The sequence below is a fragment of the Rothia mucilaginosa genome (assembly GCF_001548235.1).
GTDB classification, from domain to species: domain Bacteria; phylum Actinomycetota; class Actinomycetes; order Actinomycetales; family Micrococcaceae; genus Rothia; species Rothia mucilaginosa_B.
Genome location: NZ_AP014938.1, coordinates 1,237,503 through 1,253,164 on the forward strand (window position 1 = coordinate 1,237,503; position 15,662 = coordinate 1,253,164).

Sequence of the window (15,662 nt, forward strand, 5' to 3'; positions counted from 1 at the left end):
GAAGACCCAACACGCTAAAGACCCCGAATCCCTGAATGCAGGGACCCGGGGTCTTTTGTTTATATCTTTGCTACGGACTAAGCGTTCTTCGCATGGTCCAGCAGCTGAGCCGCAATACCGTTATAGGTGTGCGGAGTCAGAGCCGACAGACGCGCCTCAGCCTCGGGGGAGAGGCCCAGAGTGGCCACGAACTCCTTCAAGCGAGCGGCATCCACGCGGTGACCGCGAGTCAGCTCCTTCAGACGCTCGTACGGGTTCTCCATGCCGGGAACACCCGCGATAGCCTCAGCACGCATCACCATCTGGATCGCCTCAGCCAGAACCTCCCAGTTCGCATCCAGGTCAGCGGAAATAACCTCGGTCGCAATATCCAGACGCTCAAGACCCTTCACTACATTGGAGATAGCCAGCACCGAGTGACCAAACGCCACACCAATATTGCGCTGCGCCGACGAGTCAGTCAGGTCACGCTGCCAACGAGAAGTCACCAGAGTCGAACCCAGCGAATCCAGCAGAGCGTTGGACAGCTCCAGGTTAGCCTCCGCATTCTCAAAGCGAATCGGGTTCACCTTGTGCGGCATAGTCGACGAACCGGTCGCACCAGCCACCGGAATCTGACGGAAGAAACCAATCGAAATGTAGCTCCACACATCGGTGCAGAGGTTGTGCAGCACACGGTTGAAGTGAGCGATATCCGAGTACAGCTCAGCCTGCCAGTCGTGCGACTCAATCTGAGTGGTCAGCGGGTTCCAGGTCAGGCCCAGGTGCTCCACAAAACCACGAGAAATCTTCTGCCAATCAGCGCTAGGCACCGACGCATAGTGAGCAGCGTAGGTGCCGGTCGCACCGTTAATCTTGCCCAGGAACTCGATAGCCTTCACGTGCTTGACCTGGCGCTTCAGGCGGTAGGCGAGCACGCCCATCTCCTTGCCCAGGGTGGAGGGGGTTGCCGGCTGGCCGTGAGTGCGGCACAGCATCGGCACGTCGCGGCCGTCCTCAGCCAGCTTCAGCAGAACATCAATCAGCTCCTCCGCGGCGGGAATCCACACGTTCTCAACGGCGTCCTTGATACCCAGCGCGTAGGAGAGGTTGTTAATGTCTTCAGAAGTGCAGCCGAAGTGAACCAGCGGCACCAGGTGACTCAGGCCCAGGCCCTCCAGGCGGCGACCAATGTAGTACTCGACCGCCTTCACGTCGTGAACGGTGACAGCCTCAATCTCAGCCAGCTCCGCCACAGAATCAGCGTTGAAATCGGTAACGATGGCGCGCAGGCCCTTCTTCTGCTCCTCGCTCAGCGGGGACAGACCCGGCAGCACCTCGTGCTCGCACAGGTAAATGAACCACTCAACCTCAACATGGATGCGGTCGCGGTTCAGAGCTGCCTCAGAGAGGTAGTTGGTCAGGGGCGCGGTCACGGAAGCGTAGCGTCCGTCCAGGGGGCCCAGCGCAAGTTCGCCGGTGCCCAGGTCAATACGGCCAGAAGGCAAGAAGGTGTTATTGGTGTGAGACATAGCTCTATTTTTGCATGAATTCGCTGAAAAAAAGAGGCGGGAAGAGCATATGGACGTGACGGGCGGCTTGGTTAGTTACAGAAATATGACAAAACGAGGGGATGCGGAGGGGGCATTTTTTGGGTTTTGAGGACGCAAAACGTGCGAATTTTTCGAAACAAGCCTGAGTTATCCACAGGTTGGCGCACTCCACCTGCACGGTCACCGCGGCAGATTTAGCCTAAAACAAACCCAAACACAGGACAGAAACAGGCGCACAAACAACCAGTCCAACCACCGAAAGGACGCCCCGTGAACACAATCGTCGACACCGCACCACCTCACGCACCCCAACTGCCCAGAATCGAACCAACCGATATCCTCCGCGCAGCAGGACACATGGGCATCGGCACCGCCGCCGGCCACGCCCTCGCCGAACAGCTCATGGCGGCTGCCACCCTCGCCCGCGCCAAAGGGGCAGAACTCGCCCACAGGATGCGCACCGAAGCCCAAGAAATCCGCACCGCACACCAACGCGCCAACGAACTCAACGGCGACCGCTGGGCATCCGAAGCCGGACGCGCCTATCGGCGACAACTCGAAGAACACCGCGAAAAAATCCGCCACCAAGCCGAACAAGCCGAAGGCACCGCCGCCATGATCGCCGCCGCCGGTGAAGAACTCGCCAACGACCTCACCGCCAAAGCACAGGTAATCAAAGCCGCCGCCTCCGCCGTAGATAACCTACTCGGCAAACTCGCCGACGGTGCCGCCGACGCCCTCGAAAAACTCAACCCCGGCGAAATCATCGCCCGCTCAGGCGTGCAAAAAGCCCAGTCAACGCTGGATTCACTCATGCACGTGAGCCTGCCCGACGGGCTGAGCTCGCTCATCCGAACCCACTAACCTCACCCTAGGAGACACCATGATTACCGGACCCACCGTTGCGCCCATCGGTGACCTCAGCAACTCCGCAGGGCCCACCGCAGGCACCATCAGCGTTGAGCTTGAAGAAATGCCCGCCATCGCCGACGGCCTCGACACCGTCAGCCGCACCTGCGCCGACCGCACCATGCCCATTCTCGGCATCGCCACCGAGACTCGGCTCTTCCTCGGCATCAACGGACGCGCCCAGCAGGCTGCCGCTATTTGCGCCGTCCTTGCCGCAGACCTCGGTATGAGTGCCGCAAAGTTCGGCGCCACCGCAGCCGCCGTCCGCGCCGCCCACAGCTCCTACCTGCAGACCGAAAACACCGTCGCAGGATGGTTCGACTCCATGGGCATCGCAAAGGACGGCAAGCTACCCGACGGACGCAGCACCCGAGACCACCTGCGCGGACTCATCGCCGGAGAACCCGGCGAAGCTAACTACCTCTTGAAGCTCACCATTCCCGAGCTCGGGTACTTCTCAGCATCTCGGACGCTGCCGTATTCGCCTCTCGTGGCGGGTATTCTCTTCGGCTTCACTGCCTACATGGATGCCAAATGGAATCCCGAAATTGCGAGTCAGCGAACATTTGACCGCGTTGCAGACATGTTTGGCATTCCGCGAGGACTTGTTCGAAAGGCACTGGGTGGTGGCCTGTCTGACCTCATCAAGACAGCTATCGGTGGAAACGTGGTTTACAACGTCCGTACAGCCTCTGCGGAGGAATACGGTATTGCTACGCATCGTGGCGAGAAAAGCCAGCTTTCTGTAGGTGCCAGCTCGGAACGTCTTCTGGCGGCGGCGCAGGCGCAGGACCTTGAACTTGAACGTTCCCGACAGGACCCTTTGACCGCTGAACGTAGTGCCGTGCTCGTCACCGTTATGTACGAAGCAGGACATGAAGGCGACCCTGCCCACGCGCTGTATGTGGTGAGCATTCCGGGTACTATCTTTGGATCTTGGGGTGGATCCATCATAGATGGCGAGGGGGCTCTCCGTGAAGCATCGGGTCCAGACCAGATGAACTCTGCATACATGATGATTTTGCAGGCCCTGCGCGATGCCGGTGCTCCCAAGGGTGCTCGTGTGTACATGGAGGGCTTCAGCCAGGGAGCCATGATTGCCCACAACATGGCGAATAGCGCTGAAGTCGCCAAAGAAATCAATATTGTGGGTGTCTACGCTCAAGCCGCCCCGATACGGGGTATGTCAGCCAAACAACGTGACTTTGCCGTGGACTACGTGGAGGGTGACGGAGACCCGGTTCCTGATTCTGCATGGCGAGAAGATGGATGGCATCCTGATGAACGCGATACGGTAATCACCGTTGATAACCATGAGCATCATGCTGTAAATTACCACGAATCCCTACAACGTGAAGGGCATAGTAGTAAGGTGCCTGGCGGTATGCGCACCGCAATGGATGGTAAAGAGTATGTGCTGGGGGAACAGAAGGTTACCTCCGCCTCAAACCTGCCGGACGGTCTGCCTCCCGCTCTACGAGTGGGTATAACTATCAAACGTACCGAGGGCTACGCTGTTGCAGCCCTTGCATCAGGAACTATCCCTGGTGGCTTGGGTATAGTTGAGGGGATTGATCAGCTGACAGGCGGGCGCCTGGGGCAAGCAAAGCGTGGTATCGAAGATACCGTCTCAGATGTCCAACAGGACATGGAGATTGCCAAGCAGAGGGCCGAGGGTCTTCGGCGAGAAGCTGGAGAAACCGTACAGGCGGCTGCTAAGCAGATCCCCGCCGTCATCGAGGGCGTCAAAAAGACCCTCCCTCACCCTGAGCCGACTCCGCAGGAAAAGCCTCAGAACCCGAAGCCTGCCTGGCCCGAAACCCCTGTACCGCAGATGCCGAATTCAAGAGCCTTGCCCGCACCAAACCTTGCACCTGCGCAGCCCGTGCTATCAGCCGCAAAGCTGCTGGGCTCCAATACCGAGGCACCTGCCAACCGTGGATTCATCGTCAACGCACCGCAGGACACTCAGCCCGTCAGCCGCATGCCCATGACACCGGCAGAGGACATCGACCCCGGATTCATTGTGCGCCCGGAAGCACAACCCGCCCTTGGGAACCTCGCACCCCGCCTCATTCAGGGCCTCCCAGACGTGGTTGAATCACTACCCCGGATTGGTGACCTAACAGCTATGCCGCATGTGGTCGGTGGCGATAGGCAAGGTGGAGACTACGACGGTAGCGAGTCGCTCATCCCGACTCTGCCGGATCTGAAACCTGCGCCCATGCTCCCGCCCAAGAGCATTGACCCCGGCTTCCTCGCACCAACTCCGCCTGAGAACATCGACCCTGGGTTCCGCGCCCCAGGCCCTCCCGAGGACCTGACTCCCATCGAGGAGCGGGAACCCCTGATGGTCTAAACACCGAGTCTAAAAGCACCAATCTCAAGGACTCGGTATCTCAAAGACTCGGTGGAGGGTGGAGGGGCGAGTAGAGTAGAGAAGAGAAAAGGAGGGGCGGCGCCGGGAACAACCCCGGCGGCGCCCCTCCATCTTTGCGTACAGCCTTTACATGTAGCCTTTGCGTACAGCGCTTCTTTGAGTGCAGCGCTCGCGGCTAGTATCCGCTGCCTGCTCTCCAGATGAGAAGCGTTAGCCTCCGAGCCGCCCGCAGGCACATACTGGAACCATGAGCCAGTCAGCTGAACACGCCAACATCCCGGTCCGCCCCGTCTTTAGCACCCTGCCCAGCTACGCGGCAGGCAAGCCGCCCGCGCCCGTTGAAGGCCTCACCCAGTACAAGCTCTCCTCGAACGAGAACCCGCTGGGTCCTGTACCCGAGGTTGCGCGCGTCCTCGCAGAATTTGCGACCGCGCACCGCTACCCCGACCCGCTCTCCACCGCCCTGCGCCACAAGCTCTCCGCACGGCTCGGCGTGGACGCTGACGACATCGTCACCGGTGCCGGAAGCCTCGGCGCGCTCAACCAAATCCTCAAAACCTTCGCCGGCGTAAACGCCGACGGCGTGCAGGACGAAGTCATCTACGCCTGGCGCTCCTTCGAGGCATACCCGATCCTCGTCGGCATTATGGGTGCTCGTAGCGTGCAGGTGCCGAACCTGCCCGACGGCGCACACGACCTGGACGCCATGGCGACAGCTATTACCGACCGCACCCGCCTGATCCTGGTCTGCACCCCCAACAACCCGACCGGCCCCGCCGTCACCGAAAGCCAAATCCGTGCGTTCCTGGAGAAGGTGCCCGCCCACATCCCCGTGGTCATTGATGAGGCGTACTTCGAGTTCTGCGCCGCCTCCACCGTGCCGAAGGGTGAAGAAGCCCCGCTGAACGGCATGGACATCTACCGTGACTACGAGAACGTCATCATTCTGCGCACCTTCTCCAAGGCGCAGGGCCTGGCGGGTCTGCGCGTGGGCTACTCGGTTTCGCACCCGCAGATTACGCAGCACCTGCGCGTGGCGGCAACCCCGTTCGCCGTGACGGCGCTGGCTGAGGCGGCGGCTATCGCCTCCATCGAGCATGAGGATGCGGTGATGGAGCGCGTGAGCCACCTGGTCGCTGAGCGTGAGCGCGTGACCGCTCGACTGCGCGAGCTGGGCTACGATTTCCCGAGCACTTACGCGAACTTCGTGTGGCTGCCCCTGGGGGAGCGCACGGGTGAGTTTGTGCAGCTGATGTCTGAGCATGCCCTGTCGGTGCGTGCGTTCGGCGCCGAGGGTGTTCGCGTGAGCATTGGCGAGGTGGAGGCGAATGACCGTTTCCTCTCGCTCTGTGAGGTCTTCGCGAAGGGGCTCTAGAGCGTCTTGTGAAGGGGTGGGGGTACCAGCTCGACCCTAATTGAACAATGTACTATTTTCCCTTGTCGAGGTTTGTTTGGGCTTTTCAAATGGTTCTCGCGCGGAAAAAATGATGACCCGAAAAAGCTCTCAATAGTTAAATTAAACCTCCCATATATTCTCAAAAAAGAATATATGGGAGGTTTAATTTAATGATGTTCAAATAGTGAATGACAGGGCATAATACACTGCGTTATCAGCGTAACTGCCGCGAGATAAAGCCGAAAAGAGTAGACTGGTAACTATATATGCCCAGACCCTCACAGGCTTGCCGGAACACCTCAAACCCTGCACCATCAGGTGAAAGTTGAGACTAAAACCCAAGCCGCTGAGGGCCAAGCCCTCGTCACGTGTGGAGGTTAGATGCACGAGAACGACAAGTACCCCGGAGTGCCCGAACGCATCCAGCTCATGGATGAAAACGGCACCGTACACGAACACCCCACCTACAGCCGGTACATCGAAGACGTCAACGCAGACACCCTGCGCGAGGCATACCGCCTCATGTACACCACCCGCCGATTCGACGACGAGGCAACTGCCCTGCAGCGCCAGGGTCAGCTCGCCCTCTGGGTGCCCAGTCGAGGCCAGGAAGCCGCACAGGTTGGCTCCGCACTCGCCTACGCACCCAACGACTACATCTTCCCCTCCTACCGTGAGCACGCCGTCGCTCTGGCGCGTGGCGTGGACTTCCGCGACCTGATCACCATCTTCCGTGGCTCCACCACCCACGGCTGGGACATGAAGGCGCACAACTTCCACACCTACACCAAGGTGCTTGCCGCCCAGACCCTGCACGCCGTCGGCTACGCCATGGGCCTGAACTTCGATGCCGACATCGAAGCTGAAACCGGCACCCGCCGCACCGGTCAGGGCCAGGCAACCGACCCCGCCGAGGATACCCAGAAGCCCGCCGTGGCGGTCTACTTCGGTGATGGCTCCTCCACCGAGGGTGACGCACACGAATCCATGGTTTTCGCCGCCTCCTATAACGCGCCGGTGCTCTTCTTCGTGCAGAACAACCGCTGGGCTATCTCCGTGCCCTTCGAGGTGCAGTCCCGCGTGCCGGTGTCCACCCGCGCCGCAGGCTACGGCTTCGAAGGCATCCGCGTGGACGGCAACGACGTTCTCGCCGTGCTCGCCGCAACCCGCTACGCCATGGAAAAGATTCGCGCCGGTGAAGGCCCCGTGCTGATTGAAGCTGAGACCTACCGCCTCGGCCCGCACACCACCGCGGACGACCCCACCAAGTACCGCACCGATGCCGACCTGGAAGGTCCCCTGCGCCGCGACCCCATGCTTCGCCTTGAGAGGCACCTGCGTGATAACGGCTACGCCGACGATGCCTTCTTCGAAGAGGTCGCAGAAGCAGCCCAGCAGGTCGCGAACGGCGTGCGTGAGGCAGTGCTGAACTCTGAGGTTGCCGACTTTGAGTATTTCTTCGACCGCGTCTACGTGCAGGAACACCAGCAGGTGGAAGACGACCGCGAGTTCTACCGTAACTACGTTGCAGGCTTTGAAGAGGAGTAAGCATGAGCGAGAAAATTGAACGTTTGACCCTCGCCAAGGCGATTACCCGCGGCCTGGAAGACGCCATGGAAGCCGACCGCACCGTCGTCATGCTCGGTGAGGATATCGGCAAGCTCGGCGGCGTGTACCGTGTGACCGAAGGCCTGCAGGCGCGCTTCGGTGACCGCCGCGTCATGGACGCGCCCCTGGGCGAGTCCGGCATTATCGGCACCTCCATCGGTATGGCGCTGCGTGGCTACCGCCCCGTGCCGGAGATTCAGTTCGACGGCTTCGTGTTCCCCGCCTACAACCAGATCACGAGCCAGCTGGCGAAGATTCATAACCGCACCGATAAGCAGTACACGGTGCCGGTGACCATCCGCATTCCGTACGGTGGTGTGATTGGTTCGGTGGAGCACCACTCCGAGTCCCCGGAGGCGCTGTTCGCCCACACCGCGGGTCTGCGTATTGTGACCCCCTCGACCCCGCACGAGGCGTACTGGATGACCCGCAAGGCGATTGAGTGCCCCGACCCGGTTATTATTTTTGAGCCGAAGCGCCGCTACTGGCTCAAGGGTGAAGTGGACTTTAGCGACACTTCTTTTGATCCGTTTAGCGCCCAGGTGGTGCGCGAGGGCACGGACGCAACCATCGTTGCGTACGGTCCGCTGGTGCCGGTTGCTCTGGCTGCCGCAGAGGCTGCTGTGGAGGATGGCCGCTCGATTGAGGTCATTGACCTGCGCTCGATTTCGCCGCTGGATGTGCCGACCGTTGCTGCTTCGGTGGCGAAGACTGGCCGCCTGATTGTTGCGCACGAGGCGCCGACCTTCGGTGGTATGGGTGGTGAGCTGGCTGCGGCGATTACGGAGCGTTGCTTCTACAGCCTGCAGGCGCCGGTGATTCGCGTGGGTGGCTACTACATGCCGTACCCGGTTTCTCGTGTTGAGGAAGAGTACGTGCCCGATATTGACCGTATCCTTGAGGCGGTTGACCGCGCTTTTGACTACTAGGCATTCCCTGATTTGACGTATCAGCGTGTTGCGCTATTGCGGGTTGAAAGCCCGCACAGAATATTCCGTATAGGGTATATGCCCTAGTGAGAGGTAAAAATGTCCCAGATTTTCCCGCTCCCTGACGTGGGTGAAGGCCTGACCGAAGCAGAAATCCTCAGCTGGAAGGTGGCAGTCGGCACCGAGGTCGCCATCAACGATGTCCTCGTCGAAATTGAAACCGCGAAGAGCGTCGTGGAACTTCCCTCGCCCTTCGCCGGCACCGTCGAGGCGCTGCTCGTTGCCGAGGGTGAAACCGTTGAAGTGGGCACCCCGATTATCAGCATCTCCGGCGGCGACAACGCACCCGCAACCCCGGTAGCCCCCGCCGCGGCAGAGGCTGAGTCCGGCACCGCGCTGGTCGGCTCCGGCCCCAAGGCGGATGCGGTGAAGCGCCGCGCCCGCAAGCGCCCCGCCTCCGCAACCCAGCCCGCACAGGTCGCTGCGGCACCGGTCGCACCGGCTGTTCAGACACCCGTGGCGCACACCCCCGCCGACCCGGTGAACCGCAACCAGGGCCTGCTGAGCGAGCTGGCTGAGCGCGCCTCCCGCTTTGTGGAGAACACCCCGCTGAACTCGGTGGTGCAGCGTCTGGCACCCGAGCCCGCAGCGGCTCCCGCGCCGACTTTGGCTCCCGAGCAGGTTCCGCACCGCCCGACCCTCGCGCCGCCTCCGGTGCGTCTTGCCGCAAAGGAGCTGGGTGTTGACCTGGCGAACGTGACCGCTACCGGTGCGCGCGGCCAGGTGACCAAGCAGGACCTCATGAACTATGTGGCGCACCTGAACGATGTGCAGCATAGCGGCGCCCGCCAGCCGTTCTGGCAGCCCGCAACCACCCCCGGTGACCGCATTGAGCGCATCCCGGTGCGTGGTGTGCGTAAGGCTACCGCGAAGGCGATGGTTGCTTCGGCGTTTAGCGCCCCGCACGTGTCGATTTTCGTGGATGTTGATGCCTCCCGCACCATGGAGTTCGTGAAGCGCCTGAAGAAGTCCCGCCACTTTGAGGGCGTGAAGGTCACCCCGCTGCTGGTGCTTGCCGCCGCGGTCATTTGGGCTGCTGAGCGTAACCCGCAGGTCAACGCGACCTGGACCGATAGCGAAATCCAGATTAAGCACTTCGTGAACCTGGGTATTGCTGCGGCGACCCCGCGCGGCCTGATGGTTCCGAACATTAAGGATGCTCAGGAGCTGTCCCTGCGTGAGCTGGCGGTTGCGCTGAACAACCTGACCACCCGCGCACGCGAGGGTAAGACTCAGCCCGCTGAGATGGCGAACGGCACCCTGACCATTACGAACATCGGTTCGCTGGGTATTGATACGGGTACCCCGATTATTAACCCCGGTGAGGTGGCGATTGTTGCCTTCGGTACGATCAAGCAGAAGCCGTGGGTGGTTGATGGTGAGGTTATTCCTCGCTGGGTGACGACCCTGGGCGGCTCCTTCGATCACCGTGTGGTGGATGGCGACCTGTCGGCTCGTTTCATGGCTGATGTGGCTGCGATTCTTGAGGAGCCTGCACTGCTGCTGGACCACTAGGCGGCATGTTTTAGCTAGTCAGCGTCGTATTATTGCGCTGATTAAGTCATGCAGATACAGAAAACCTCCGGTGCCTTTCGTAAGGTACCGGAGGTTTTCTGTACGGTTTATTCCTATCGCAACGAGGCGCGGGTGCTTAGAAGACTAGGCGTCCAGAAGCCTAGGCGTCCTCGCGTGCCACCTGGTCGCTCGGGTACTTATCCACGCGGCGGTGGTACAGGCGTCCCAGCAGGCCGCCGAGGATAGCGCCGAGGAAGCTCAACGCCAGAACCAGCAGAACCGCGAGCAGACCGTTCGCGAAATCGCCCGCAATCAGCTTCTGCAGGGACAGGGACGCGACACCGTTCTGGAACAGCTGAGGCGCGAGGAAAGTCGCCAGGGACCCGAGGATGAGCGCCATAATCTGCCAGAGCCATACGGCGATGCCCTGCTTCACGCCGGCGAATCGTGCCATGCGTCCGGCCGCGTAACCGCCCACCAGGTAGGCGAAGAAGATGAGCACACTCAACGCCACCGCGACCGGCACGGCGTTCGAAGCGCCGCTGAACAGGCGGGAGACCACCGAGGCGTACTCGATGGACTCGCTCTGACCGGTCAGGGTCAGCCACGACTGGATAGCCCACTGGCCACCGTCCATGAGGGAGAGGGTGATCAGCCAGCCGAGCAGACCGGGCAGCAGGTGCATGCGGGAGTAGCGGCTCTTCTGCATGGACAGCACGGTTGCGGCGGTGAGGATGGGCTCCGAACCGGCGGCATCACCTGCGGGGGTGGGGATGACGAAGTGGTCATCTGCCGCGGGGGTAGCCTGCGGGGCGCTCGACGCCGCATGGGCGTTGCCGGGTGCGGGCACCTCGTAGCTTGCAACGGTGGCAGGTGCGGTAGCGGGGGCGGCAGTTGCGCCGCCGCGTACGTTGTCCGTGCTGGGGGCTGCAGGCTTGTCGAGCCAGCTGAGGTTGTCGTCTCCGGGTTCGCCGAAGTTAGCGCCGGATTCTGCACCTCCAGAAGTGGCACCGGGGGAGAGGAGCGGCTGGGTTGCGGTAGCCGCCTCGTTGAGGGGGCGGGTTGCATCCTGCGAGGACTGTGCGGAGGACTGCGCCGAGGAGCTCGACTCGCGCGCCTTTTCGTGGGCGCGGCGTGCCGCATTCAGCTCCTCATCGGTCAGGACCACGGTGGGGTCGTCGGAGGAGAATGCCGCCTCCCACAGGTCACTTTCGGTGGGCGTGGATGCCGCGGCAGCCGGGCGCTGCTGGGGGGTGTTGTTCTGTGCGTTCATTAAGTCCTTTGAATCTAATCCTGGGTGCTGATTTAGCGGTTGCGGTCAGCGTAGAAGGCGCGTGCTTCTTCCATAGCTTCTGCGGAGAAGGTGTGCGGGTGCGCGGGGCGCTTATTCTCGTCCAGGGTGCGGATGACGCGGCCGGGGTTGCCCACGACCAGGGAGTTGGCGGGGACGTCCTTGGTAACGACCGTGCCTGCACCGATGACGGAGTTCTTGCCGATGGTCACGCCGCCCAGGATGATAGCTCCGCTACCGATCCATACGTTGTCTTCAACGGTGATGGGTGCGCCTGCTTCCCAGTAGTCGGCGCGGTCGCCGGGGTGGAGCGGGTGGGTGGGGGTCATGAACTGTACGTTGCTACCAACCAGTACGGTGGAGCCGATGCGGATCGGGCAGACGTCCAGGAAGACGGTGCCGAAGTTGAAGAAGGAACCGTCACCGATGTAGGTGTTCACGCCGTAGTCAAAGCGTGCGCCGGGGCGGATGTGGGCGTGTTCGCCCAGGTGGCCGAGGTGTTCACGGTAGACGTGCATTGCCTGTGCATGCTCGCCGCGTGCGTAGTGTTCCTCGGCGAGGACGGTTGCAGCGTAGATGCGCTTGAACTGTGCGGCGCATTCGGCGTCGGGCATGTAGACGGAACCGTTGGTCATGCGGTTGAAGGTTTCGCCGGTGGGGCGCTGCGGGGTGCGCATTAGTGGGCTCCTCCCAGGAGGTAAGCAAGTGCGATGATGGCCATTCCGAACAGGATGACGACTCCTCCGGCGATAGCGAATCGTTTGGAAATTTCGCGGAGGAGCTTCTTGAACTGCTCGTCGGTGATGTCTTGCTGTCGTTTACTCATGCTTTAAGTATCCCAGAGTTGCTTGGGTTTACCTGAGTGTTGCGGTGTTTATTGCGGTATCTGGGGCGGGCGCACGGCGTGATTTTCAGCGCGGGAAAAGCTACCGCTGAGTTGAAGCGTGAGGGCGTGGGAAGGCACAATCAATGCATGACTGAGGCTCAGAAGAACACGAACCTGCAGGATGCGGCGGCACCTGCATCCCCCGCTGGCGCATCGGCCGGCACGTCCGCTGGCGCGCATCCGTTGGCGCATCGCCCCTGGTTGAAGAACTATTCTTCGTGGACTGCCCGCGATATTGAGCTGCCCGAAACCTCGCTGAGCCACCTCATTGACGAGGCGGTTCGCACCGTACCCCACAAGGTTGCGTTGGAGTTCTTTGGCGCGACCACGACCTACGCCGAGTTGGGCGATCAGATTGAGCGTGCGGCGGAGGGTCTGCGCGTGGCGGGCGTGCAGGCGGGTGACCGTGTGGCGCTGATTTTGCCGAACTGCCCTCAGCATATTGCGGCGTTTTACGCGATTCTGCGCCTGGGTGCGATTGTGGTGGAGCACAACCCGCTGTACACGGGTGCGGAGTTGCGCCACATGTTTGAAGATCACGGCGCGAAGGTTGCGATTGTGTGGGATAAGATCGCCTCGCATATTACGGGTCTTCCGGCAGATATCCGCCCGAACCATATCTATTCGGTGAACATGATTTCGGCGATGCCCGCGCTGATGCGTACCGCGCTGAAGCTGCCGTTGAAGAGTGCGCGTGCTTCGCGTGAGAAACTGACCGGGCCTGCACCGGGTACGGTGTCGTGGGCTCAGCTGGTGAAGAGTGAGCGTATTGATCCTGCGCATCGCCGCCCGACCGCGCACGATATTGCGCTGCTGCAGTACACCTCGGGTACGACCGGTCTGCCGAAGGGCGTGATGCTCACGCACCGCAACCTGGAGTCTAACGGCCGCATGGGTGAGGCGTGGATTAACCCGGGTGATGACGAGGTGATTTACTCGGTTCTGCCGCTGTTCCACGCGTACGGTATGACCCTGGGCGTGACGATTGCGTCGCTGTGCCGTGCCCGCCTGGTGCTGTTCCCGACCGTGGACATGGACCTGATTTTGAAGGCGATGAAGAAGACCCGCCCGACCATTCTTCCTGCGGTTCCGCCGGTGTACCGCCGCCTCATGGATGAGGCGAAGAAGCGCGGTGTGTCCCTGGAGGGCATCCGTTACGCGGTGTCCGGGGCAATGAACCTGCCGCCTGAGCTGGTTGCCGAGTGGGAGGAAGCTTCCGGCGGTTTCATGGTGGAAGGCTACGGCCTGACCGAGTGCGCGCCGCTGGTGTCCTGCAACCCGCTCAATGACACTCGCCGCGCCGGTTTTATTGGTGTTCCGTTCCCCTCCACCGATATTCGTGTGGTGGACCCGGAAACCGGTGAAGACGTGCCCGATGGCGAAGAGGGCGAGCTGTGGGTGAAGGGCCCTCAGCGTTTTGCCGGCTACTGGAAGCGTGAGGACGAGACCGCGAAGACCATCACCCCCGAGGGTTGGTTGCGTACCGGCGATATTGTGCGCCTGGATCAGGACTACTTCATCCAGATTGTTGACCGCATTAAGGAAGTCATTATTACCGGCGGTTTCAATGTCTCCCCGACGGAGGTTGAGGTCGCCCTCAAGCAGCACGATACGGTCGCGGACGCGGCGGTGGTCGGCATTCCGCTGCCCGCAGGTGGCGAGATGGTCGTTGCCGCTGTGGTTCCCGCCCCGGGCCGAGTGGTGGAGGAGCACACTCTGCGTGAGCACTGCTATTCGAAGGTGACCCGCTATAAGGTTCCGCGCCGCATCGTGGTGGTAGATGATCTGCCCCGTTCGATGCTGGGTAAGGTTCTGCGCCGTAAGGTGCGTGAGCAGTTGATTGCTTCGGGCGAGTTCGATTAGTAGCACTGGTTGCCAGCAGCACCGGTTGACTGCCCGCCCGCCCGTAACGGGTGGGCGCTCCCGTAATGGGTGGGTAATATGGACGCCGGCTTGGGTTTTTGTACCCGGGCCGGCGTTTTGTGTGCGCCTGAATACACCGTCGGTGGCGCTTTGTGACCTAGAAATAATCACTACATGACGAATTGTGACAAAATATGACGACCTTGACGTTCTGTGTCTCATGAATGGCTCTTAACTTCCACACCCGCCCCCGCCCGTGCTGTAATTGTCCCGTCATCATTCCCATCGGATGTGCTAGTACCAACGTCAGCACCCGGCGGAACGCATCATCATTCAACAGAAAGATTCATAGCCGTGAAGAAGTTTGCTGCTGCTCTCGCAGTTGTCCCCCTGGTCATTGGCCTGGCAGGCTGCGGTTCCACCAACTCCTCCTCCTCTTCCTCCAGCTCCAAGAAGGTCACCATTGGTGTGGTTGGCTCTGAGAAGTTCAACAAGACCCTGAAGGAAGAAGCTAAGAAGCAGGGCATCGACATTGAGTACAAGGAGTTCAGCGCGTACACCGAGCCGAACCCCGCACTGGACGCCGGTGACATCGACATGAACCGCTTCCAGCACATCGCGTACCTGTCGAACTACAACGTCAGCGCCAACAAGGACCTGCAGATTGTCGGCCCGACCGTGATCTACCCGATGGCTCTGTTCTCCAAGAAGCACTCCAAGCTGGCTGACATCCCCCAGGGTGGCGAAATCGTTATCCCGAACGACACCGTGAACGAAGCACGTGCACTGAAGCTGCTGAAGACCAACGGTCTGGTCACCTTCAAGAACGCTGACGTTGACGCACCCACCATCGACGACGTTGACACCTCCGCATCTAAGGTGAAGGTCACCCCCGTTGACGCAACCCAGACCGTGGTCGGTATGGAGTCCGCTGACGGTGCTGTCGTCAACAACGACTTCCTCAAGGATGCAGGCCTGAAGCCTGCAGACGCTCTGGCTCAGGACGACCCCAAGAGCGACCCCTCCGCTATCAAGTACGTGAACCTCTTCGTTGCTCAGAAGGACAAGGCAGACGACGAGACCTACAAGAAGATCGTCGAACTCTTCCACACTAAGGCCGTCATGGACGTTGTCCAGGAAGAGACCCGCGGCACCGCTGTTGAGGTCAACGTAAGCACCGACGAACTGCGTCAGTCCCTGGCTAAGGAAGAAGCCAAGCTGCGCGCTAAGAAGTAATCTTCTGAATACACGCCTCCTCTAGGCATACGCAAAGGCGGTAAGTCTAAGCACCCG

At 60.9% G+C, this 15,662-nt stretch carries 12 protein-coding genes; 8 read left to right on the top strand and 4 right to left on the bottom strand.

All coding sequences use genetic code 11. From position 1 onward, the window contains the following. Positions 1-77: 77 nt before the first annotated feature. A complete protein-coding gene (purB, locus tag RM6536_RS04815) occupies positions 78-1,511 on the bottom strand; it encodes an adenylosuccinate lyase (RefSeq protein ID WP_060824270.1) in 1,434 nt (477 codons plus the stop codon). A gap of 378 nt (positions 1,512-1,889) precedes the next feature. On the opposite strand from purB, the gene RM6536_RS04820 reads away from it, so the two are divergent. From RM6536_RS04820 to RM6536_RS04845, 6 genes are all read left to right on the top strand, one after another. After that, positions 1,890-2,396: an ABC transporter substrate-binding protein gene (locus RM6536_RS04820; RefSeq protein WP_231917933.1), complete on the top strand. Its 507-nt coding sequence runs from the start codon at positions 1,890-1,892 to the stop codon at positions 2,394-2,396. Positions 2,397-2,415: 19 nt separating this feature from the next. Continuing rightward, positions 2,416-4,800, top strand: coding sequence for a hypothetical protein (locus RM6536_RS04825; RefSeq protein WP_060824272.1), 2,385 nt, complete (start codon positions 2,416-2,418; stop codon positions 4,798-4,800). 268 nt (positions 4,801-5,068) lie between these two features. Next, entirely contained in the window at positions 5,069-6,196 is a 1,128-nt protein-coding gene (locus RM6536_RS04830; RefSeq protein ID WP_060824273.1) for a histidinol-phosphate transaminase, read from the top strand. A 402-nt stretch (positions 6,197-6,598) separates the two neighbouring features. Continuing rightward, complete coding sequence (locus tag RM6536_RS04835; protein WP_060824274.1) at positions 6,599-7,765, top strand: thiamine pyrophosphate-dependent enzyme; 1,167 nt, start codon at positions 6,599-6,601, stop codon at positions 7,763-7,765. 2 nt (positions 7,766-7,767) lie between these two features. After that, positions 7,768-8,754, top strand: a complete 987-nt coding sequence (locus tag RM6536_RS04840; protein WP_060824275.1) for an alpha-ketoacid dehydrogenase subunit beta — start codon at positions 7,768-7,770, stop codon at positions 8,752-8,754. Between the two features lie 99 nt (positions 8,755-8,853). Beyond that, on the top strand, positions 8,854-10,329 hold the full coding sequence (locus RM6536_RS04845) for a dihydrolipoamide acetyltransferase family protein (RefSeq protein WP_060824276.1): 1,476 nt from the start codon (positions 8,854-8,856) through the stop codon (positions 10,327-10,329). A 160-nt stretch (positions 10,330-10,489) separates the two neighbouring features. Here the strand turns inward: RM6536_RS04845 and RM6536_RS04850 are convergent, their stop codons facing one another. Genes RM6536_RS04850 through RM6536_RS09085 form a run of 3 tightly spaced genes read right to left on the bottom strand, consistent with a single transcriptional unit; the run spans position 10,490 to position 12,446 of the window. Beyond that, positions 10,490-11,602, bottom strand: coding sequence for a hypothetical protein (locus RM6536_RS04850; protein WP_060824277.1), 1,113 nt, complete (start codon positions 11,600-11,602; stop codon positions 10,490-10,492). Between the two features lie 32 nt (positions 11,603-11,634). Beyond that, positions 11,635-12,297, bottom strand: coding sequence for a sugar O-acetyltransferase (locus RM6536_RS04855; protein ID WP_060824278.1), 663 nt, complete (start codon positions 12,295-12,297; stop codon positions 11,635-11,637). Further along, a complete protein-coding gene (locus RM6536_RS09085) occupies positions 12,297-12,446 on the bottom strand; it encodes a hypothetical protein (RefSeq protein ID WP_005504480.1) in 150 nt (49 codons plus the stop codon). The genes RM6536_RS04855 and RM6536_RS09085 overlap by 1 nt, the downstream gene beginning before the upstream one ends. A gap of 147 nt (positions 12,447-12,593) precedes the next feature. On the opposite strand from RM6536_RS09085, the gene RM6536_RS04860 reads away from it, so the two are divergent. Together RM6536_RS04860 and RM6536_RS04865 are read left to right on the top strand one after the other, a co-directional pair. Further along, on the top strand, positions 12,594-14,369 hold the full coding sequence (locus RM6536_RS04860; protein ID WP_081094653.1) for a long-chain-fatty-acid--CoA ligase: 1,776 nt from the start codon (positions 12,594-12,596) through the stop codon (positions 14,367-14,369). A gap of 354 nt (positions 14,370-14,723) precedes the next feature. Then, on the top strand, positions 14,724-15,605 hold the full coding sequence (locus RM6536_RS04865) for a MetQ/NlpA family ABC transporter substrate-binding protein (protein ID WP_060824279.1): 882 nt from the start codon (positions 14,724-14,726) through the stop codon (positions 15,603-15,605). Positions 15,606-15,662 lie beyond the last annotated feature (57 nt).